Here is an 18,137-nt window from a genome sequence, read left to right on the forward strand (position 1 = left end):
GATTCAGCCTTGCGCAGCCAGGCTCAGGTATACCTTGCCGGCTTCGACCTTTACCGCCACCTTGCGGGCGCAGCCTTCATCGGGCGCCTGCGCCTGGCCGCTTTCCAGGCTTATGTTCCAGCCGTGCAGCGGACAGGTCACTGCGTGCCCATGTACTAACCCGGCGGACAATGGGCCGCCTTTGTGGGGGCAGCGATCGACTACGGCAAAGATATGGTCGTCAGAGGCCCGAAACACGGCAATGTTGTCGGCGCCCGCTTGCTGCAGTACGCGCGAGCCGAGCTTTGGAATGTCTTCGATGTGGCAGACGGGGGTCCATTCCTGGATCACAGTGGATGAGTTCATGGCGGTCTTCAGACTGTAAGAGTTTCAAATTCACGGCGCGCAGGCGTGGGTTCGATGCGTTCCGCCCACGGGTCTACTTCGAACGACAGCGCAAATTTCAATCGCGCATACAGTTCGGCGCGATGCTTGGCGTCGTCGATGACGCGTGCCTTGGCGTGATCCAGGCCGACACGGCTCAGGTAATGGCAGGTTCGCTCCAGGTAGAAGGCTTCTTCGCGATAGAGCTGCAGGAAGGCGCCTGTGTATTCCAGGACCTCGTCGTGCGTCTGTACCTTGACGAAAAACTGGGCGACTTCCGTCTTGATGCCGCCATTGCCGCCTACATATAATTCCCAACCCGACTCCACAGCGATAATGCCTATGTCTTTGATGCCGGACTCAGCGCAGTTGCGGGGGCAACCAGATACTGCCAGCTTGACTTTATGCGGGCTGGGCATGCCGACCAAGTCCTTTTCCAGCGCAATGCCCATGCCGGTCGAGTCTTGGGTGCCGAAGCGGCAGAACTCTTTGCCAACGCAGGTCTTGACCGTGCGCAAGCTTTTTCCATAGGCATGGCCCGAAGGCATATCGAGGTCTTTCCAGACCGCAGGCAAGTCTTCCTTTTTAATGCCCAGCAAATCAATACGCTGCCCGCCTGTGACCTTGACCATGGGCACGTTGTATTTGTCAGCGACATCGGCGATGCGGCGCAGTTCGGATGGGTTGGTGACGCCGCCCCACATGCGCGGCACCACGGAATAAGTACCATCCTTCTGAATATTGGCATGCACGCGTTCGTTGACCAGGCGCGACTGGCTGTCGTCCTTGGCTTCGCCCGGCCATGTGGACATCAGGTAGTAATTCAGGGCGGGCCGGCACGTGGCGCAACCGTCTGTCGTACGCCATTCCAGAAAGCGCATGGCGCCGGATATCGATGTGAGGTGCTGGTCCTTGATGACCTTGCGGATTTCGCCATGGGTATAGTCGGTGCAGGGGCACAGCGGCTTCTCCGATTTGGGCTTGATGTCGGCGGCGCCGCCTATGCAGTTGATCAGAATCTGCTCCACCACGCTCGTGCAGGACCCGCAGGAACTCGATGCCTTCGTGTGTTTTTTGACCTCATCCACAGTGAACAGGCCTTTCTCGCGTATGGCCTTGACGATGGTGCCTTTACACACCCCATTGCAGCCACAGACTTCGGTGGCGTCCGGCATGCTGGCTATGCTGTTCTCACCCGAATGGCTGGCGTCGCCCATTGCACTTTCACCGAACATCAGGTGTTCACGCAGCTCGGCGATGGATTTGCCTTCGCGGATCAGGCGGAAATACCAGGCGCCGTCTGCCGTGTCGCCATATAGGCAGGCGCCTATCAGCTTGTCGTTCTTGATGACCAGCTTCTTGTACACACCGCCTATCGGATCGGCCAATGTGATGGCTTCGGTGTCGGCATTGCCGATGAAGTCGCCCGCCGAAAACACATCAATACCCGTCACTTTCAGCTTGGTGGAAATAGTGCTGCCGGAATACCTGCCTATGCCATGAAAGGCCAGGTGGTTGGCGGCGACTTTGGCCTGTTCGAACAAGGGGGCGACCAGCCCGTAAGCCATGCCGCGATGGCTGACGCATTCGCCCACCGCGTAAACGCTGGGGTCATACGTCTGCAGGGTATCGTTGACGATGATGCCGCGCTCGGTATAGATGCCGGCCTGTTCGGCCAGATCAATATTGGGCCGTATGCCGACAGCCATGACAACCAGGTCGGTGGCCAGTTCGGTGCCATCCTTGAAGCGTATGCTTTTGATGGAGCCTGTTTCGTCTCCGATGATGGCTTCGGTCTGGTGTTCCATCAGGAATTCCAGGCCGCGGCTTTCCAGGCTTTTCTGCAGCAGCCTGGCCGCCGCGCTGTCCAGTTGGCGATCCAGCAGCGTCGACCCAAGATGCACGACACACACCTTCATGCCGCGTACGGCCAGGCCATTGGCCGCTTCCAGCCCCAGCAGCCCGCCGCCTATCACCACGGCATGCTTGAGTTTGCTGGAGGCGTCTATCATCAGATTGACATCGCGGATGTCGCGGAAGGTAATGACGCCTTGCAGATCGTTGCCGGGCACCGGCAGGATAAAAGGATTCGAGCCCGTAGCCAGCAGCAGCCTGTCGTATTTTGCGACGGTGCCGTCGCTGGCAAGCACTTCCTTGCGAGCACGGTTGATCTGTGCGACGGTGCTATTCAGGTGCAGCGTAATGCCGTTTTCTTCATACCAACTGGTGTCGTTAAGGATGATGTCCTGGATGGTTTGTTCGCCCGTCAAGACGGGGGACAACAGGATGCGGTTGTAGTTGGGATAAGGCTCTGAGCCGAACACGGTAATCTCATAAAGATTCGGGTCAAGCTTGAGCAATTCTTCCAGTGTCCGGATGCCGGCCATGCCATTGCCGACGACGACGAGTTTGAGTTTTTTCATGATGCGGTGTCAATCAATAGTTGTGCTTGTTCCGAATCGGCATGGAGCACGCCGCTGGCGTCGTTAATAGTTTCTGGAGAGCGATGGCGCTGGTGCAGGAAGCCCAGAACCGCTGCGCGATACAAGGCATATTCGGGGTCGTCGAGCAAGGCCAGGCGATTGCGCGGGCGGGCCAGATTAACTTGCAGAACCTCGCCTATGGTGGCCGCGGGGCCGTTGGTCAGCATCACGATGCGATCCGACAGCAGCACCGCTTCGTCGACATCGTGCGTCACCATGATGGCCGTGGTCGCTGTGCTGGCCACGATACGCAGCAGCTCGTCTTGCAGATGCGCACGGGTCAGTGAATCGAGTGCGCCGAAAGGCTCGTCCAGCAGCAATACTTTGGGCTCGATGGCCAGGGCGCGGGCAATGCCTACGCGTTGCTTCATGCCGCCAGAAATTTCCTTGGGAAGCTTATGCTGCGCGTCGCGTAAACCCACCAGGATCAGCGCTGCCGCCGTCCGGGCCCGGAGTTGTCCGGCACTTTCGGTGGCCGAGAAAACGCGTTCTACGGCCAGGTAAACATTCTGGAAGCATGTCAGCCAAGGCAACAAGGAATGATTCTGGAACACCACTGCGCGATCCGGGCCGGGCCCCTTGATTTCTTTTTCGGCGCACAGCAGCACGCCCGTGGTCGGCGCTGTGATGCCGGCAATCAGGTTCAGCAAAGTAGACTTGCCGCAACCCGAATGGCCGATCAGGGAAATGAATTCCCCTTTGCGTATGTTCAGGTTGATGTCGCGCAAGGCAACGAAATCGCCCTTCTTCGACGAAAAGGTTTGTCCGACATATTCAATGCGTACGAATTTTTCCATGGTTTCAAGCCTCGTTATGGTGCAGGCGCTTGGCCAGGTTGAGAAGTATCAGGTCCAGCAATAGCCCGACTACGCCAATGACAAGTACGGCGATCAGAATGTTCTGAACGTTCAGGTTGTTCCATTCATCCCACAGCCAGAAGCCCAGCCCCGTGCCGCCGGTCAGCATTTCGGCAGCCACGATGACCAGCCAGGCAGTGCCTATGGACAGTCGCACGCCGGTCATGACATAAGGCGCCACCGAAGGCAGAAGAATGCGGGTGAAGATCTTCCATTCAGATAAATCCAGCACGCGGGCAACGTTCAGATAGTCTTGCGGAACGCGCCTGACCCCTTCGGCGGTGTTGATGATCATGGGCCATATCGAACAAATGAAAATCGCCCAGATTGCTGCCGGATTGGCCGCCTTGAACAGCAGCAGGCCCAGGGGCAGCCAAGCCAGGGGCGATACGGGCCGAAGCAGATTGATGACGGGTGAGCAAATGGCGTTGAGCACCGGCATGCGTCCAATCAGAAAGCCGGTGGGGATGCCGACGACGGCTGCCAGTGCGAAGCCCAGGGCCACGCGTCCCAACGATGCCAGGATGTTCCAGCCTATGCCGACATCATTCGGACCGTTGTCATAGAAGGGGGATTTGAATAATTCTATGGCGGCCAGCAGCGTAGGCTCGGGGCCGGGAATTTCGACGACTTTCAGGGAAATGATTTTCCAGATCACCAGTAGCAGGGTAAAACCTGTGATCGGGCCTGCACTGGCGCTGGCGATACGCTCCATGCTTTCTCGCCAGCTTGTCCCGCGTACGAATGCGGAAAGACGTGCTGCAATCGTGGTCATATGATGCATTCCTTTTATGGGGCTTTGATCTTGAAGCCGTCGGCGTATCGGGCTGGATCGCTGCCATCCCACACCACGCCGTCAATCAGGGTGCTGGATCGCGTTTCGCTGGTGGGGAGGGCGGTGCCCGCGGCCTGTGCCGCCTGCTTGTAAACGTCAATGCGATTGACCTGGCTGGCCACGGCAAGATAATCGGGGTGGGTCTTGCTCAGGCCCCAGCGCTTGTGTTGAGTCAGGAACCACATGCCGTCGCTCAGGTAAGGGAAGTTGCTTGCGCCGTCTCCATAGAAACGCATGGGATGTTTGTCGGCCCACGATTTTCCCAGTCCGTTGTCATAGTGGCCCAGCATCCGGCCGACGATGGTATCTACATCCGTATTCACATAGGATTTGGCGGCAATGGTTTGCGCCGTCTTGCGAATGTTGTCGGGTGAGCTGTCTATCCACCGACCGGCCTCCAGAATGGCCGCTGTGACGGCTCGCGCCGTGTTGGGATGCTGTTGCACGAATTCCAGCCGAGTGCCCAACACTTTTTCAGGGTGATCGGCCCAGATGTCCTGCGATGTTGCCGCGGTAAAGCCAAGCTGGTCGATGATGGCGCGCGCATTCCAGGGCTCTCCCACACAGAACCCATCGATATTGCCGATGCGCATGTTGGACACCATTTGCGGCGGAGGAACGGTGACAGTGCGGGTGGATAGCGGATCGATCCCGTAACTGGCCAGCCAGTAATAAAGCCACATGGCGTGGGTGCCGGTGGGAAAGGTATGGGCAAAGGTGTACTGGCGCGGATCGCTGGCCATTTTCTTTTGCAGTGACTCGCCGTCGGTGACGCCGGCGTCGTGCATTTGCCGGGATAAGGTGATGCCCTGGCCGTTCTGATTCAAGTTCATCAAGACGGCCATGTCTTGCTTGGCGCCGGCCAGGCCGACTTGCATGCCATATATCAGGCCATACAAAACATGCGCCATATCGAGGTCGCCGTTGGACAGCTTTTGACGCATTCCGGCCCATGATGCTTCTTTGGCCGGAATGATTTTTACGCCATGTTTCTTGTCGAAGCCCATGACTGAGGCCATGACAACCGAAGCGCAATCGGTCAACGGAATAAAGCCGATTTTTACTTCTGTTTTTTCGGGAGCATCGGAACCCGCGGCCCAGGCGCCTGCGCGTACTAGCGGATCGACTAGCGACATCAAGCCCAGGCCCGCGACTGCCTTGGCGGTGTTTCCCATCCAGAGCCGCCGCTGCGTGTTGGCTGGCGAGGTCGGGAGGTCAAGCGTGGTGGGCGTAGCGGCGGAGGTGTTCTTTTTGGCGGATGTCATGGGCAGTCCATATGAAAGAGGCTACTTCACAACTACGCAACTAGCATGCCAACTTTTTTACAGATAAGAAGGGGGGGTATGCGGTACGACACGCCCTCACAAGAACCTTGCGCGCACTCCGAACGGGCAGGGAATTTGTGCAGCGCACTAAAGTTGTGCACTTCGCTGCCTTATAATTCGCTGTGTATTTACACAGTCTGCCCGCCATGGACTCCGAGCCGCTTGCCATTCCTGCTGTTGAACGCCGCATCGCCCATCTTGATATGGACGCGTTCTATGCGTCGGTAGAGCTTTTGCGTTACCCCGAACTGCGAGGCTTGCCGGTGGTGATAGGCGGTGGCCGCGACACGCAGCCCAGAACGCTGGCCGATGGCACGCGCGTGTTTTCTCGTTTGCAAGGTTATGTGGGCCGCGGCGTGGTAACTACGTCGACCTACGAAGCGCGTGCACTGGGCGTTTTCTCGGCCATGGGCATGATGAAAGCCGCACAGTTGGCGCCGCAAGCGATTCTATTGCCTGTCGATTTCACGGCCTACCGGCATCACTCCCGCTTGTTCAAGGCGGCGGTAGCGGCGGTGGCCCCATGTATTGAAGACCGGGGTATCGATGAAATTTACATCGATCTTACTGATCACCCCGATGACACGCGACAACTGGCGCTGCAAATCAAGGCGGCAGTGACGCAGGCAACGGGCTTGTCATGCTCTATTGGCATTTCACCGAACAAGCTGTTGTCCAAGATAGCGTCCGAGCTCGACAAGCCCGACGGCCTGACTATTATCGAACCCGGCGATTTGCAGAAACGCATTTGGCCCATGCCGGTGGCCAAGGTCAATGGGATAGGGCCCAAGGCGAATGCCAAGCTGGCAGCCATAGGCATTCACAGTATTGCGGACTTGGCTCAGGCGGCCCCCGATTTGCTGCAAGCGCATTTCGGGCTTAGCTATGCCAGCTGGCTGCTTGAGGTGGCGCACGGCATTGACGATCGTCCGGTCGTTACCTTTTCCGAACCGAAATCGATTAGCCGCGAAACGACATTCGAGCGCGATTTGCATGTGCAGCGCGATCGCGCTGCCTTGTCGGAAGTGTTTGTGCAATTGTGTACGCAATTGGAGGCTGACTTGCAGCGCAAAGCTTACGTGGCGCGTACGATAGGTATCAAGTTGCGGTTTGATAATTTCCGTACCGTGACTCGCGACCTGACTTTGCCTGTGCATACGGCCGATGCGGCTGTCATACATCGCGCGGCGGGGCAGTGCCTTAAACGGGTATCCCTGGATCACAAAATACGGTTGCTTGGGGTGCGGGTCAGCAGTCTTTTGCCCAGTGCTGATGTATCGACAATCGACACGGTGCAAGAACCGCGTCAACTCAGCTTTTATATCTAGTTCGCAAAGCGCCGCAACACATAACTCGCCACCGCTTTTAATAACAAAAATATTAAATCAACGCTTTGTATATTTCTTTTAGATATATATAAGTAATTATCTAATAGTTATAAACGGGATAAAAGCTTGCTAGCATGACATTCCAGCCAGATAATCGAGGCAGCATCCGCTGCTCCGCTATGGCACAACGTATGTTTTTTTACGTCATCTTTGACCAGGCAAAAAAATGAAACTCTCTCGTTTTGTGCGCGGCATGCTTGCCGCAGGTGTAACGGCTTTTTCGGCGCTAGCCGCCAGCGGTGCTCATGCTGCCGATTTGCTTGATACGGTCAAAGAGCGCGGCACTTTGATCGTAGGCGTCGAAGGCACCTATCCCCCCTTTAATTTCGTCGATACGAAAACCCACGAGCTTGATGGCTTTGATATTGATGTGGCCAAGCTGGTTGCTGACAAGCTGGGCGTGAAAGTGCAATTTGTTAAAACCGAATGGAGCGCCATATTGGCCGGCCTTTCTTCCGGCAAATTCGACGTTATTCTCAACCAGGTCGGCATTACGCCCGAGCGTCAGAAAACATTCGATTTCTCGGTGCCTTATGTGGCGTCCAGTCCGCAGCTCATCCTGCGTAAAAACGACGACAGCAATTACCAAAGCTTTGCCGATCTGAAAGGCAAGAAGCTGGGCGTGTCGCAAGGCAGTAACTATGAAGCCCTGGCCAAAGCTCAAGAAGGTGTCGAAGTAAAAAGCTACCCGGGCGCCCCCGAATACTTGTCCGATTTGGTCAGCAAGCGGGTTGATGCCGCCCTCAACGATCAGTTGATGACTGCTTACTTGGTCAAGACATCCAACATTCCCATTAAGGGCGGAGCGATCGTGGGCGAGCCAAAGTTCAACGGTATTCCCTTCAAGAAAGGCAATCCGGAATTCGAGGCTGCATTGAACAAGGCATTGGAGTCGTCATTCAGCGATGGCGAGTTCGCCAAGATTTCCACCAAATGGTTTGGGATCGATGTGAGCAAAGTGCAAAAGCCGAAATAAACCATGGATTTTTTTGAACTGATGGCTTTGGCCGCTCCCATCTTGTTGAAGGGAACGGGCTACACGCTGGTCTTCGCCTTTGCCGCCATGTTCGGTGGGTTGCTGGTCGGGTTTGTGCTGGCAGTAGCGCGTATTGTGCCCAGCCGATGGTGCCAAGTGCCGGCCACGGTGTATGTCAGCATGATGCGCGGTACCCCTTTGCTGGTGCAGGTCTTCATTATTTATTATGGCCTGCCCAGCATCGGCATTTCGTTTGATCCGTTGACTGCGGGGGTGCTGGCGCTCAGCCTTAATGCGGGCGCTTATATCTCGGAAAGCCTGCGGGGCGCTATTTTGGGCATTTCGCGGGGCCAGTGGTCGGCTGGTTACAGCCTTGGGCTTAGCTATTGGCAGAACCTGTATTACGTTGTCGTGCCCCAGGCGCTGCGCCTGGCGGTGCCCTCAATGAGCAACACTTTGATCAGCCTGATCAAAGATACCTCGCTGGTGTCCGTCATTACCGTCACCGAGCTATTGCTGGCGACAAAGGACGTTATCGCCACGACCTTTCAGCCCTTGCCTTTGTATCTGGCGGCGGCCGGCATCTACTGGATGCTCAGCCTGTGCCTGGAGCACGTGCAGCGTCGCCTCGAGAGGCATTATGGCCGCACAGCGGCAGCGTCTTGATGCTGTTTATAAATCGAACTCGGGTTCTGCCTCGTTGCCGATGTGAAGCTGCGCATCAGTACCTGCGCCAGCCACCACCGCGTTAACCCCAAACAATACGCCTTCGGGAAATTGACGGTGGGCGGCCAAGGTAAGGCCGGGTTCATGGGCCGAAATGGCAGTAGCCTGGTCGATATTGGGTATGGGGCAGCGGGCGCAACGTTTGACGAAAGCGAATGTCATGGCGCCCAGGCGCATGCCGGCCAGGTAGTCTTCTTCGTAGGCGTCCAGGCCTTGCAACACAATATTGGGCCGGAAACGATTCATGGGTACAGCGGGCTGTCCTTTGGCCTGCAGTTGGCGGTTTAACTCGTCCAGGGAACCCTGGTTGGCGACCAGGAAAGGAAAGCCGTCGGCAAAGCCGAACTGATGCTGGGCCGGGAAGGCCGGCGCGGTATCGTGATGCTTGCGGCGCCAGGCGTTGACATGATCCGGACTGGCGTTGCGTTGCGCTTTGGGGTGTACGCGCAACAGTCGGCAGGGGGTGTCCAGGAATTCGCTAAGCCATTGCGACGCGTTGTCGCCCTCGTCGGCGCCCAAGGTGTCGTTGCTCCAGATGCGTACCGACACTGGCGGCGGCACAGGTGCTTCAGGCGTCGGGGTGACCGCGAGCGCAGGCATGCCGGGCGCTTGCAAATGCAATGTGCCGTCGCTGAGGCCGGGCTGAATGAGCGCCATCCGGGGGTAGCGGCGCTGGGTCATGAAAATGCCTTGCCGGTCCACAATGACCCATTCTCGGTCGAATGCCAGTCCGGCTTCGCTGATGGCGATGTTGGTATGGGTAAGTCCGGCGCAGGATTTAACGGGGTAACTGTGCAGGCTCAGGATGGTAATGGTCATGATCGGGTGCCAGAATAGAAGATAGATCAGAATGACAGCGTATCTGGCGCATAATAGCGTGCCCTGAATTTTGTAGCGAAGGAATCCTCATGCCCGGGAAAGACTGGCTGGCCGCGTTGGTAGTGATTATTGCGTGGGGCCTGAATTTTGTCGTGATCAAACAGGGGCTGACCGAGATCCCGCCTCTGCTGCTTGGCGCGTTGCGTTTTACGCTGGTGGCCTTTCCGGCCGTGTTCTTCATAAAGCGCCCGGCCGTGCCATGGCGCATTATTGTTCTTTATGGGGCCACGATCAGCCTGGGGCAATTCATATTTCTATTTACGGCAATGTATGTAGGCATGCCGGCAGGCCTGGCTTCGCTGGTGCTGCAGTCGCAGGCTTTCTTTACCGTATTGATGGCGGCGTTGTTCCTGAGCGAAAAAGTGCGCCGCCATAACGTGCTGGGCATGGTGGTGGCGGTGATCGGTCTGTGCTTTATCGAGCAGGGTGCGGCGCCGGGCAGCGTACCCATACTGGGTTTTGTACTGACCTTGCTGGCGGCACTCAGTTGGGCTGCGGGCAATATAGTCACCAAAGGCACCGGCAAGATCGATATGCTGAGCCTTGTCGTGTGGGGTGCGTTGATTCCGCCGGTACCGTTTTTCGTCTTGTCATGGATATTCGAGGGCCCTGAAATGATACAGGCCAGTCTGGCGGGGCTAACCTACGTGGGCGTACTGGCGGTGTTTTACCTGGCAATGGTCGCGACTATTGTGGGCTATGTGCTTTGGGGGCGTTTATTGAGCCGGCATCCGGCCAGCAAGGTCGCTCCGCTTAGCCTGTTGGTGCCGGTGATTGGGCTGTTGTCATCCGCCTGGTTCCTGGATGAGCGCTTGGCGGCAATACAGTGGCTGGGTGGTGTTATCGTCATGCTCGGCTTGGCCATTAATGTGTTTGGCTTGCAGGTATGGTTGCGCCTGCGCAATGCTGGGTAGCGACTGCGTTAAAATTCGTCTCTTGCAGCGTGTGCTGCGATCACCTCCTCTTTTGAATACAGGATGCCAACATGAAATTTGATCGGTCGGGTGTAAACGCGTTAATGGAAATTACTTCGCGTCCCGAGCTGGTGTTTGTACGCGGGCAAGGCTCGTGGCTGGAAGACCACACTGGCAAGCGATACCTGGATTTCGTTCAGGGCTGGGCCGTGAATAGTCTGGGACATTGCCCGCCTGACGTCGTCAAGGCCATGAACGAACAATCCACCCGCCTGATCAATCCATCACCGGCTTTCTACAACGAGCCCTCCATGGAGCTTGCCAAGCGGCTGACCGGTGCTTCATGTTTCGACCGCATCTTTTTTACCAACAGCGGGGCCGAGGCCAACGAAGGTGCGATCAAGCTGGCACGCAAATGGGGGCGCCTGCATCGCAAGGGCGCTTTCAAGATCATTACGTTCGATCATAGTTTCCACGGCCGTACGCTGGCGACTATGTCGGCATCGGGCAAGCCGGGCTGGGATACGATTTTCGCACCGCAGGTAGATGGCTTCCCCAAGGCCAATTTGAACGACCTCGAGTCGGTGCGCGCGCTTATCGACGACCAGACGGTGGCGATCATGCTGGAGCCTGTGCAGGGCGAAGCCGGGGTTATTCCCGCCACCCGTGAATTCATGCAAGACTTGCGCAAGCTTGCCGACGAAAAAGGCTTGCTGCTGATCGTCGACGAAGTGCAAACCGGCATGGGCCGCACCGGCAAGATGTTTGCCTACGAACTGTCGGGTATTACGCCTGACATCATGACGCTGGGCAAGGGCATTGGCGGCGGCGTTCCATTGGCTGCCCTCTGCGCGCGCGAAGCCGTGTCGTGTTTCGAACACGGGGACCAGGGCGGTACATACAACGGCAATCCTTTAATGACCGCAGCTGGCGTTGCTGTGTTCGATGCACTGGCGGCTCCGGGTTTTATGGAGTCGGTCAACGCACGTGCCAAACAGCTGTCCGAAGGCTTGCTGGCCTTGTCTGCCAAGTGGGGCATGAAGGGTGAGCGCGGTGAAGGCTTGTTGCGTGCCTTGTTGCTCGATCGGGACGACGGCGCTGCCATCGTTGAAGCGGCGCGCGATTGGGCGCCGGAAGGCATGTTGTTGAATGCGCCACGCCCCAGCCTCTTGCGCTTCATGCCAGCCCTGAATGTGACCGCCGATGAAATCGACCTGATGCTCAAGCGCCTGGACGAAGTCATCACCAAGGTGCGCGGGTAAGCTTAGCGCTGGTTGGCCTTTCGCCATTCGGCGAATTCATCCAGCGTGTTAGGGTCGGTGGCCGGGTACAGGCCCAGCACCGACCTGCCTTCCTTGACTTTCTCGGTCACGAAATCCTCAAAAGCGGTCATCTCGAAGGCTTCCTGGGCGATTTCCTCAACCAGATGCGCGGGAATCACCACCACGCCTTCTTCATCCCCAAAAATGATGTCGCCGGGAAACACCGGTGCGTCGCCGCAGCCTATTGGTACATTGATGTCGATGGCCTGGTGATGAGTAAGATTGGTGGGCGGCGCCGGGTTGTGATGGTAGGCCGGTATGGACAAGCCTGCAATTTCGGCCGAGTCGCGGAACCCACCGTCGGTGACTATGCCGGCGACGCCCCGTTGTTGCAGGCGCGTTACCAGAATCCCGCCCGCCGATGCGGCCCTGCCGTCTTTGCGACTGTCGATAACGAAGACCGAGCCGGGCGGGCATTCTTCTATGGCTTTGCGTTGGGGGTGCTCCCTATCGCGAAAGACGCTGAGTTGATTCAGGTCTTCGCGGGCCGGCATGTAGCGCAGGGTAAACGCCGGGCCGATCATGCGCGTTTTTTTTCCCGGGCCGACAGGGTAGACGCCCTGAATCAACTGGTTTCTTAAGCCACGCTTGAAAAGCGCAGTGGTAATCGTTGCAACACTGACCTGTTCAAGTTGCTGGCGCAGGGCGTCGGTAAGTGCGGACATGCGTTCTCCTAGAATATATCGGGTTCGCCAGCAGTCTTGCCGAAGCTGGTTTGCAAGAAATCAAAGTCGCAGCCGATGTCGGCTTGCTGAATATGGCGTGTAAACATCCAGCCGTAGCCGCGCTCGTACCGCGGCTCGGGGGGCTGGTAGGCGGCGCGGCGAACGGCCAGTTCATCGTCGGACACATCCAGGTGTATGGTGCGTGCGGCCACGTCTACCGAGATACTGTCGCCGGTCTTGACCAAGCCTAAAGGACCGCCGATATAGGCCTCTGGCGCGACGTGCAGGATGCAGGCGCCATAGCTGGTGCCGCTCATGCGGGCATCGGAGATGCGCAGCATATCGCGCACGCCTTGTTCTATCAGCTTTTGCGGAATGGGGATCATGCCCCATTCCGGCATGCCGGGGCCGCCTTGCGGGCCGACATTGCGCAGGATCAGGATATGGTCGGGGGTGACATCGAGATCGGCGCGGTTGATGTGCGCTTTCATGTCGGGATAATTGTCGAAGACCAAGGCTTTGCCGGTGTGTTTCAACAAGCGTTTTTCACAGGCGGCCGGCTTGATGACGCAGCCGTTCGGGGCCAGATTTCCTTTCAGCACGGCCAACGACCCTTCGGCATAGATGGGGTTGCTCACGCTGCGGATGACGTCCTTGTTATACACCTGGGCGTCGGCAAGGTTTTCCCGCAGCGTTTTACCGGTGATGGTCAGCACATTCAGGTCGAGGTATTCTTTTAGCTCCGACATCAGCGCGCGCAGGCCGCCGGCATAGTAAAAATCTTCCATTAGGTACTTGTCGCCGCTGGGCCGGACATTGGCAATGACGGGAATCTTGCGGCTGGCGCGCTCGAAGTCATCAAGACTGATGTCGCAGCCAGCGCGCCTGGCTTGGGCGACTACATGAATGATGGCGTTGGTGGAGCAGCCCATGGCCATTGCCACCACGATGGCATTGCGGAAAGCGGCTGTCGTTTGCACCTTGGCAGGGGTCAGGTCTTCCCAGACCATGTCGACGATGCGGCGCCCAGTTTCTGCAGACATGCGGATGTGGTTGGCGTCGGCCGCTGGAATCGAGGACGCCCCGGGCAGCGTCATGCCCAACGCCTCGGCAATGGCCGTCATGGTGCTGGCCGTTCCCATCGTCATGCAGTGTCCGTGGGAACGGGCAATGCCGCCTTCTATGCCTAGCCATTGCACAGGGGTGATGTTGCCTGCGCGGCGTTCATCCCAGTACTTCCAGGCATCCGAACCCGAACCTAATGTTTTGCCTTCCCAGTTGCCGCGCAACATGGGTCCGGCGGGCAAGTATATGGCCGGCACGCCGGCACTCGTGGCCCCCATCAATAGGGCAGGCGTCGTTTTGTCGCAGCCGCCCATCAATACCGCGCCGTCGACGGGATGGCAGCGGATCAGCTCTTCGGTATCCATGGCCAGCATGTTTCGATAAAGCATGGTCGACGGTTTGACGTATTGTTCTGCCAGCGATAGTGCTGGCAATTCCAAGGGAAAGCCCCCGGCCTGCAGTACGCCGCGCTTGACGTCTTCGACCCGTTGCTTGAAATGGGCATGGCATGGGTTGATGTCGGACCAGGTGTTGATGATGGCTATTACCGGCTTTCCGGCCCAGTCTTGCGGCCCATAACCCATTTGCATGATGCGTGAACGGTGCCCGAAACCACGCAGGTCGTCGGGCGCGAACCATCGCGCGCTACGTAGTGAGTCTGGATTTTTCATGTGTTCCTTCTGTTCTTAAGCTAGCCTTGCATGCCCCAGCGGCGCACCGTTTTCTTTTCGATAAGGCGAAAAACGAAGTTTTCGACGATGAGTCCGATGATGATGACGGTGAGCAGGCCGGCAAACACGGCAGGGATGTCCAGCAGGTTGCGGTTCTCGAATATGAACCAGCCCAGGCCGCCCTGGCCCGAGGCGACGCCGAAAACCAGTTCGGCCGCGATCAGCGTGCGCCAGGCGAAAGCCCAGCCGATCTTCAGGCCGGTAAGAATGGACGGAAAGGCAGCGGGGATCAGGATTTTGGCCACATACCGCAGTCCGGTGAGTTCATAATTTCGGCCCACCATGCGCAAGGTATGCGAGACCGCCAGAAAACCTGATTGCGTATTCAACGCCACCACCCACACCACGGAATGCAGCAATACAAACACGATACTGGTGGTGCCCAGCCCGAACCAGATAAGCGCCAGCGGAAGCAGGGCGATGGCAGGCAACGGGTTGAACATGGCCGTCATGACTTCAAGAAAGTCGGTGCCTATTTGTGTACTAATAGCCAGGATGGTAATGATGGCGGCCAAGGTAATACCCAGCCCGTACCCAATAAGCAGCACCTTGATCGAGGTCCAGGCTCTGTCGACCAGCACGCCATCGCCGATGCGGTCGATGAAGGCGGCAATCGTGTCCGACAGGGTGGGGAACAACAAGGGGTTGTCGAGGAGCCGGCCGTATATTTCCCAGGCCACGGCCAGCAGCAAGATGATGACGGTCTTGCGCACAAACGCGTCGCCCCACACCTTCTGTATCAATGGCAGTTCCCGGATAACGACAACCGGTTTGGATCCATTGTCTTCGGCGGCTGCGTCCTTCTTCATGGTGATGGTTGCGCGCGTCATTCGGGATGGACTCCTTCCTGGTCAAACAGCAAGTCATGGATTTCTTGCTCCAGTTCCGCTGCGGCCGCGGCATCGTTGGCAACAGCCTCGACGTCGCTGACTTCGGCCTTGACTTCGCCCGGGTGCGGCGACAGCAGCAAAATGCGGTTGCCAATGCGTATGGCTTCGGCAATGGAGTGCGTGACGAACATGACGGTGAACCGGGTGTCGTCCCATAGCTGCAGGAGCTCATCCTGCATTTGACGACGGGTAAGCGCATCAAGGGCGGCAAAAGGCTCGTCCATGAGCAGAATGTCGGGTTCCATCGACATGCCTCGTGCAATAGCCACGCGTTGTTTCATGCCGCCTGACAAGGTGTGGGTATAGCTATCGGCGAACTGGCCCAGATGCACTTTTTCCACGTAAGCCCTGGCGCGCGCTTCTGCCTCTTTCTTGGGCATTTTGCGCGCAACCAGGAGTGGAAACATGACGTTTTCGAGCACGGTCTTCCAGGGAAGCAACTGATCGAATTCCTGGAACACCATCATCCGATCCGCACCAGGCTTTTTTACTGTCTTGCCTTTGATGCGGATCTCGCCTTCTTCTGGAGTCAAATAGCCGCCGACAGCTTTTAGCAAGGTCGACTTGCCGCAACCCGATGGCCCAAGCAAGACGAACCGGTCACCGCTGTTGACGTTGAAGCTGACCTGGTTCGTAGCGGTAATGATGCTTTCCGGGGTTTTGTACCTTAGGGTGACGGCGTCGACTTCCAGCAAGTATGACATTCGTTTCTCCAGAAGCTTGCGTTAACTGCCGTTAAGTTCCGCCGATTCCGGCAGAAAGTAATCAGTCCATTTGGTGGGCTTGGTCTTGAGAATGCCTACCTTGCTCATGTGCTCGGCAAACTTCATGGAGCCGGCAGGTGCCATTTGGAAGTCCATCATTCCGGGCTGCTTGAGCATGTCCAGCAGTTCGGCAGGGCTGGTCTGGTCACCGCTGACTTCGCGATAGATATCGACTGCTTTTTCCGGATTGGCTTTGATGAAGTCGATGGCTTCTTTAGATGCGTCAAGAACCGCCTTGATGATTTTGGGGTTGGCTTCGGCGAACTTGGTGGTGGTAAACAGCGTGGATTGGGACAGGCCCCCATCGATAATGTCGTTCGACATCATGAGAATATGCGCGTTGGGAACGGTTTTGAGCTCTTTGTAAGAGAAGGGTGGTGCGGCGAAGTGAGTAGAGATTTCGCCTTTGGGGTTGGCCAGCATGGCCGCAGCATCGGGGTGGCCCAGTTGCACGGTGTTGGCATCCAGCTTGGACCAGTTATCTTTACCGAATTCTTTTTCGGCTGCCATTTGCAGCAGAATGGCCTGGGTGGATACACGTACTGTCGGGACGGCGATCTTGTCGGTTGGGCCGAAGTCTTTCAAGGTCTTGATTTTTGGATCGCGGCTGATCAGCGTAAGAGGCAGCGCTGAGTGGGTTGTGATGCCCTTGACCTTGCCTTTGGTGCGATCCCATAACAACAGCAAGTTGCCCAAGCCGCTATTGACGATCTCGACATTGTCGGACAGCAAGGCGTCGGTGGCTGCACCGCCGCTGCTGAATGAGCGCCAGTTCACCTTTAGATTGTTGATGCCTTCCTTTGCTGCGCTTTTTTCGATGAGTTCTTGTTTTTGCATTACCAGCGCAGGCAGATACAGGATGCTGGGCTGCTTGGTAATGGTGATTTCGGTCTTTTCCTGGGCATAGGAACTGGCGCCTATGCCAGTAAACGCAATCAGCATAAAGGCTGCTGCGTATTTGCTTGTCAGTCTCATGTCTCTCTCCGTTGTGTACGGTTATGGTGTAAAGGTGCTGCAAGTCAACGTGAAATATACTAATATATTAGTTATGAAAGTTGAAGTGTTAAGTTTCAATCAACAATAATATGTGATGGTTTTTAACTATGAAGCCGCTAACGGAGTTGGATCGCGCCCGGCATGCCGTGCCTCAGTTGTACGAGTTGCTACGGGCTCAGATCGTATCGCTGGATCTATTGCCCGGCGCACCGTTGTCGCGCGTGCAATTGGCGGCCGAATTCAACATTAGCCAAACACCGGTGCGCGAAGCGTTGTTGAAGCTTGCCGAAGAAAGATTGATTGATGTGTTTCCGCAAGCGGCGACCCGTGTCAGCCTCATCGATATTCCCTTTGCGCAAGAAACCCATTTTCTGCGAAAGGCAATTGAACTCGAAATTGTGCGCGAACTGGCCATGAATAAGCCGGTGGAACTGATCGCCGAACTGAAAGCCTTGCTGACCCGGCAAGAGGCCTTGCGCGACAAGCCGGATTTGGGTGGGTTCACTGAAACCGACCAGGCCTTTCACCGATGCATGTACAGGGCGGTGGGCAAAGAGGCGTTATGGGAACTGGTGCACAGCCGCAGCGGCCATATTGACCGCTTGCGTCGTTTGCATTTGCCCGCCAGTGGAAAACTGAGCCGCATTGTCAGCGACCATAGTCAGATACTTGCCGCGATAGAGAACGGCAATCCGCAGGAGGCCCAGAATTGCTTGCGCATGCATTTATCGGGGACGCTGGAATATGCTGACCAGATACGGCAAGCGCATCCCCTTTACTTCACGAAGCGATAATTTCCGATGGCCGGATTGGAGCATTTTTGGTCAAGGTGTTTCCAGGGCTTGCCGACGTGCAAGCGTGCCAAGGCTTTTTGTTCTTGATGGCTGGCGTGGTGTGCGTGTCGTTTTTCGTTCTTGAGAAAGGCGGGTGTGTCGGGGGCTGTTTCGGCTTCACGCGC

18 protein-coding genes are annotated in these 18,137 nt (G+C 56.9%); 6 read left to right on the forward strand and 12 right to left on the reverse strand.

The window, feature by feature from the left end; all coding sequences use genetic code 11:
- Window positions 1–3 precede the first annotated feature (3 nt).
- The 5 genes from nirD to ABWO67_RS04930 are packed head-to-tail and all read right to left on the reverse strand — an operon-like array spanning window position 4 to window position 5,803.
- Entirely contained in the window at window positions 4–345 is a 342-nt protein-coding gene (gene nirD, locus ABWO67_RS04910) for a nitrite reductase small subunit NirD (RefSeq protein WP_353148350.1), read from the reverse strand.
- Window positions 346–353: 8 nt separating this feature from the next.
- A complete protein-coding gene (nirB, locus tag ABWO67_RS04915) occupies window positions 354–2,786 on the reverse strand; it encodes a nitrite reductase large subunit NirB (RefSeq protein WP_353148352.1) in 2,433 nt (810 codons plus the stop codon).
- On the reverse strand, window positions 2,783–3,643 hold the full coding sequence (locus ABWO67_RS04920; protein WP_353148355.1) for an ABC transporter ATP-binding protein: 861 nt from the start codon (window positions 3,641–3,643) through the stop codon (window positions 2,783–2,785). Before ABWO67_RS04920 ends, nirB begins: the two co-directional genes overlap by 4 nt.
- Window positions 3,644–3,647: 4 nt before the next feature.
- Complete coding sequence (gene ntrB, locus ABWO67_RS04925) at window positions 3,648–4,478, reverse strand: nitrate ABC transporter permease (RefSeq protein ID WP_502929966.1); 831 nt, start codon at window positions 4,476–4,478, stop codon at window positions 3,648–3,650.
- A gap of 14 nt (window positions 4,479–4,492) precedes the next feature.
- A complete protein-coding gene (locus ABWO67_RS04930; protein ID WP_502929967.1) occupies window positions 4,493–5,803 on the reverse strand; it encodes a CmpA/NrtA family ABC transporter substrate-binding protein in 1,311 nt (436 codons plus the stop codon).
- 206 nt (window positions 5,804–6,009) lie between these two features.
- On the opposite strand from ABWO67_RS04930, the gene dinB reads away from it, so the two are divergent.
- The 3 genes from dinB to ABWO67_RS04945 all read left to right on the forward strand — a co-directional run bounded on the left by dinB (window position 6,010) and on the right by ABWO67_RS04945 (window position 8,893).
- Complete coding sequence (gene dinB / locus ABWO67_RS04935) at window positions 6,010–7,191, forward strand: DNA polymerase IV (RefSeq protein ID WP_502929968.1); 1,182 nt, start codon at window positions 6,010–6,012, stop codon at window positions 7,189–7,191.
- Between the two features lie 226 nt (window positions 7,192–7,417).
- Window positions 7,418–8,227 carry a cystine ABC transporter substrate-binding protein gene (locus ABWO67_RS04940; RefSeq protein ID WP_353148357.1) on the forward strand — a complete coding sequence of 270 codons (810 nt, stop codon included), beginning with the start codon at window positions 7,418–7,420 and terminating at the stop codon, window positions 8,225–8,227.
- Between the two features lie 3 nt (window positions 8,228–8,230).
- A complete protein-coding gene (locus tag ABWO67_RS04945) occupies window positions 8,231–8,893 on the forward strand; it encodes an amino acid ABC transporter permease (protein ID WP_353148359.1) in 663 nt (220 codons plus the stop codon).
- Window positions 8,894–8,899: 6 nt separating this feature from the next.
- Here the strand turns inward: ABWO67_RS04945 and ABWO67_RS04950 are convergent, their stop codons facing one another.
- The gene (locus ABWO67_RS04950; RefSeq protein WP_353148362.1) at window positions 8,900–9,772 is read right to left on the reverse strand and encodes an MOSC domain-containing protein; all 873 of its coding nucleotides are present in this window, start codon (window positions 9,770–9,772) and stop codon (window positions 8,900–8,902) included.
- Between the two features lie 89 nt (window positions 9,773–9,861).
- Here ABWO67_RS04950 and ABWO67_RS04955 point away from each other — a divergent pair, with 89 nt between their 5' ends.
- Complete coding sequence (locus tag ABWO67_RS04955; RefSeq protein ID WP_353148365.1) at window positions 9,862–10,746, forward strand: EamA family transporter; 885 nt, start codon at window positions 9,862–9,864, stop codon at window positions 10,744–10,746.
- A 71-nt stretch (window positions 10,747–10,817) separates the two neighbouring features.
- On the forward strand, window positions 10,818–12,008 hold the full coding sequence (locus tag ABWO67_RS04960; protein WP_353148368.1) for an acetylornithine transaminase: 1,191 nt from the start codon (window positions 10,818–10,820) through the stop codon (window positions 12,006–12,008).
- A 2-nt stretch (window positions 12,009–12,010) separates the two neighbouring features.
- Here the strand turns inward: ABWO67_RS04960 and ABWO67_RS04965 are convergent, their stop codons facing one another.
- From ABWO67_RS04965 to ABWO67_RS04985, 5 genes are read right to left on the reverse strand one after another with little or no spacing between them, the layout of a single operon-like run.
- Window positions 12,011–12,733 carry a ribonuclease activity regulator RraA gene (locus tag ABWO67_RS04965; RefSeq protein WP_353148371.1) on the reverse strand — a complete coding sequence of 241 codons (723 nt, stop codon included), beginning with the start codon at window positions 12,731–12,733 and terminating at the stop codon, window positions 12,011–12,013.
- Between the two features lie 8 nt (window positions 12,734–12,741).
- Window positions 12,742–14,469, reverse strand: coding sequence for an L-arabinonate dehydratase (araD, locus tag ABWO67_RS04970; protein ID WP_353148374.1), 1,728 nt, complete (start codon window positions 14,467–14,469; stop codon window positions 12,742–12,744).
- Window positions 14,470–14,489: 20 nt separating this feature from the next.
- The gene (locus ABWO67_RS04975) at window positions 14,490–15,359 is read right to left on the reverse strand and encodes an ABC transporter permease (protein ID WP_502929969.1); all 870 of its coding nucleotides are present in this window, start codon (window positions 15,357–15,359) and stop codon (window positions 14,490–14,492) included.
- Entirely contained in the window at window positions 15,356–16,123 is a 768-nt protein-coding gene (locus ABWO67_RS04980) for an ABC transporter ATP-binding protein (protein ID WP_353148377.1), read from the reverse strand. Before ABWO67_RS04980 ends, ABWO67_RS04975 begins: the two co-directional genes overlap by 4 nt.
- A gap of 21 nt (window positions 16,124–16,144) precedes the next feature.
- Complete coding sequence (locus ABWO67_RS04985) at window positions 16,145–17,158, reverse strand: ABC transporter substrate-binding protein (protein ID WP_353148380.1); 1,014 nt, start codon at window positions 17,156–17,158, stop codon at window positions 16,145–16,147.
- Between the two features lie 128 nt (window positions 17,159–17,286).
- On the opposite strand from ABWO67_RS04985, the gene ABWO67_RS04990 reads away from it, so the two are divergent.
- Window positions 17,287–17,973 carry a GntR family transcriptional regulator gene (locus ABWO67_RS04990; protein WP_353148383.1) on the forward strand — a complete coding sequence of 229 codons (687 nt, stop codon included), beginning with the start codon at window positions 17,287–17,289 and terminating at the stop codon, window positions 17,971–17,973.
- Here the strand turns inward: ABWO67_RS04990 and ABWO67_RS04995 are convergent.
- A partial coding sequence (locus tag ABWO67_RS04995; RefSeq protein WP_353148386.1) for a hypothetical protein occupies window positions 17,955–18,137 on the reverse strand: 183 nt, incomplete at its 5' end. The genes ABWO67_RS04990 and ABWO67_RS04995 overlap by 19 nt on opposite strands.

The sequence above is a fragment of the Pollutimonas bauzanensis genome (genome assembly GCF_040393045.1).
Lineage (GTDB): Bacteria > Pseudomonadota > Gammaproteobacteria > Burkholderiales > Burkholderiaceae_B > Pollutimonas > Pollutimonas bauzanensis_A.

Excerpts from the sequence above, each read along its gene's own strand:
- araD (WP_353148374.1), bottom strand. The coding sequence starts at position 14,469 with ATGAAAAATCCAGACTCACTACGTAGCGCGCGATGGTTCGCGCCCGAC.
- nirB (WP_353148352.1), bottom strand. The coding sequence starts at position 2,786 with ATGAAAAAACTCAAACTCGTCGTCGTCGGCAATGGCATGGCCGGCATC.
- ABWO67_RS04965 (WP_353148371.1), bottom strand. The coding sequence starts at position 12,733 with ATGTCCGCACTTACCGACGCCCTGCGCCAGCAACTTGAACAGGTCAGT.
- ABWO67_RS04985 (WP_353148380.1), bottom strand. The coding sequence starts at position 17,158 with ATGAGACTGACAAGCAAATACGCAGCAGCCTTTATGCTGATTGCGTTT.
- ABWO67_RS04950 (WP_353148362.1), bottom strand. The coding sequence starts at position 9,772 with ATGACCATTACCATCCTGAGCCTGCACAGTTACCCCGTTAAATCCTGC.
- ABWO67_RS04945 (WP_353148359.1), top strand. The coding sequence starts at position 8,231 with ATGGATTTTTTTGAACTGATGGCTTTGGCCGCTCCCATCTTGTTGAAG.
- dinB (WP_502929968.1), top strand. The coding sequence starts at position 6,010 with ATGGACTCCGAGCCGCTTGCCATTCCTGCTGTTGAACGCCGCATCGCC.
- ABWO67_RS04975 (WP_502929969.1), bottom strand. The coding sequence starts at position 15,359 with ATGACGCGCGCAACCATCACCATGAAGAAGGACGCAGCCGCCGAAGAC.
- ABWO67_RS04920 (WP_353148355.1), bottom strand. The coding sequence starts at position 3,643 with ATGGAAAAATTCGTACGCATTGAATATGTCGGACAAACCTTTTCGTCG.
- ABWO67_RS04980 (WP_353148377.1), bottom strand. The coding sequence starts at position 16,123 with ATGTCATACTTGCTGGAAGTCGACGCCGTCACCCTAAGGTACAAAACC.
- nirD (WP_353148350.1), bottom strand. The coding sequence starts at position 345 with ATGAACTCATCCACTGTGATCCAGGAATGGACCCCCGTCTGCCACATC.
- ABWO67_RS04955 (WP_353148365.1), top strand. The coding sequence starts at position 9,862 with ATGCCCGGGAAAGACTGGCTGGCCGCGTTGGTAGTGATTATTGCGTGG.
- ABWO67_RS04930 (WP_502929967.1), bottom strand. The coding sequence starts at position 5,803 with ATGACATCCGCCAAAAAGAACACCTCCGCCGCTACGCCCACCACGCTT.
- ABWO67_RS04940 (WP_353148357.1), top strand. The coding sequence starts at position 7,418 with ATGAAACTCTCTCGTTTTGTGCGCGGCATGCTTGCCGCAGGTGTAACG.
- ABWO67_RS04960 (WP_353148368.1), top strand. The coding sequence starts at position 10,818 with ATGAAATTTGATCGGTCGGGTGTAAACGCGTTAATGGAAATTACTTCG.
- ABWO67_RS04990 (WP_353148383.1), top strand. The coding sequence starts at position 17,287 with ATGAAGCCGCTAACGGAGTTGGATCGCGCCCGGCATGCCGTGCCTCAG.
- ntrB (WP_502929966.1), bottom strand. The coding sequence starts at position 4,478 with ATGACCACGATTGCAGCACGTCTTTCCGCATTCGTACGCGGGACAAGC.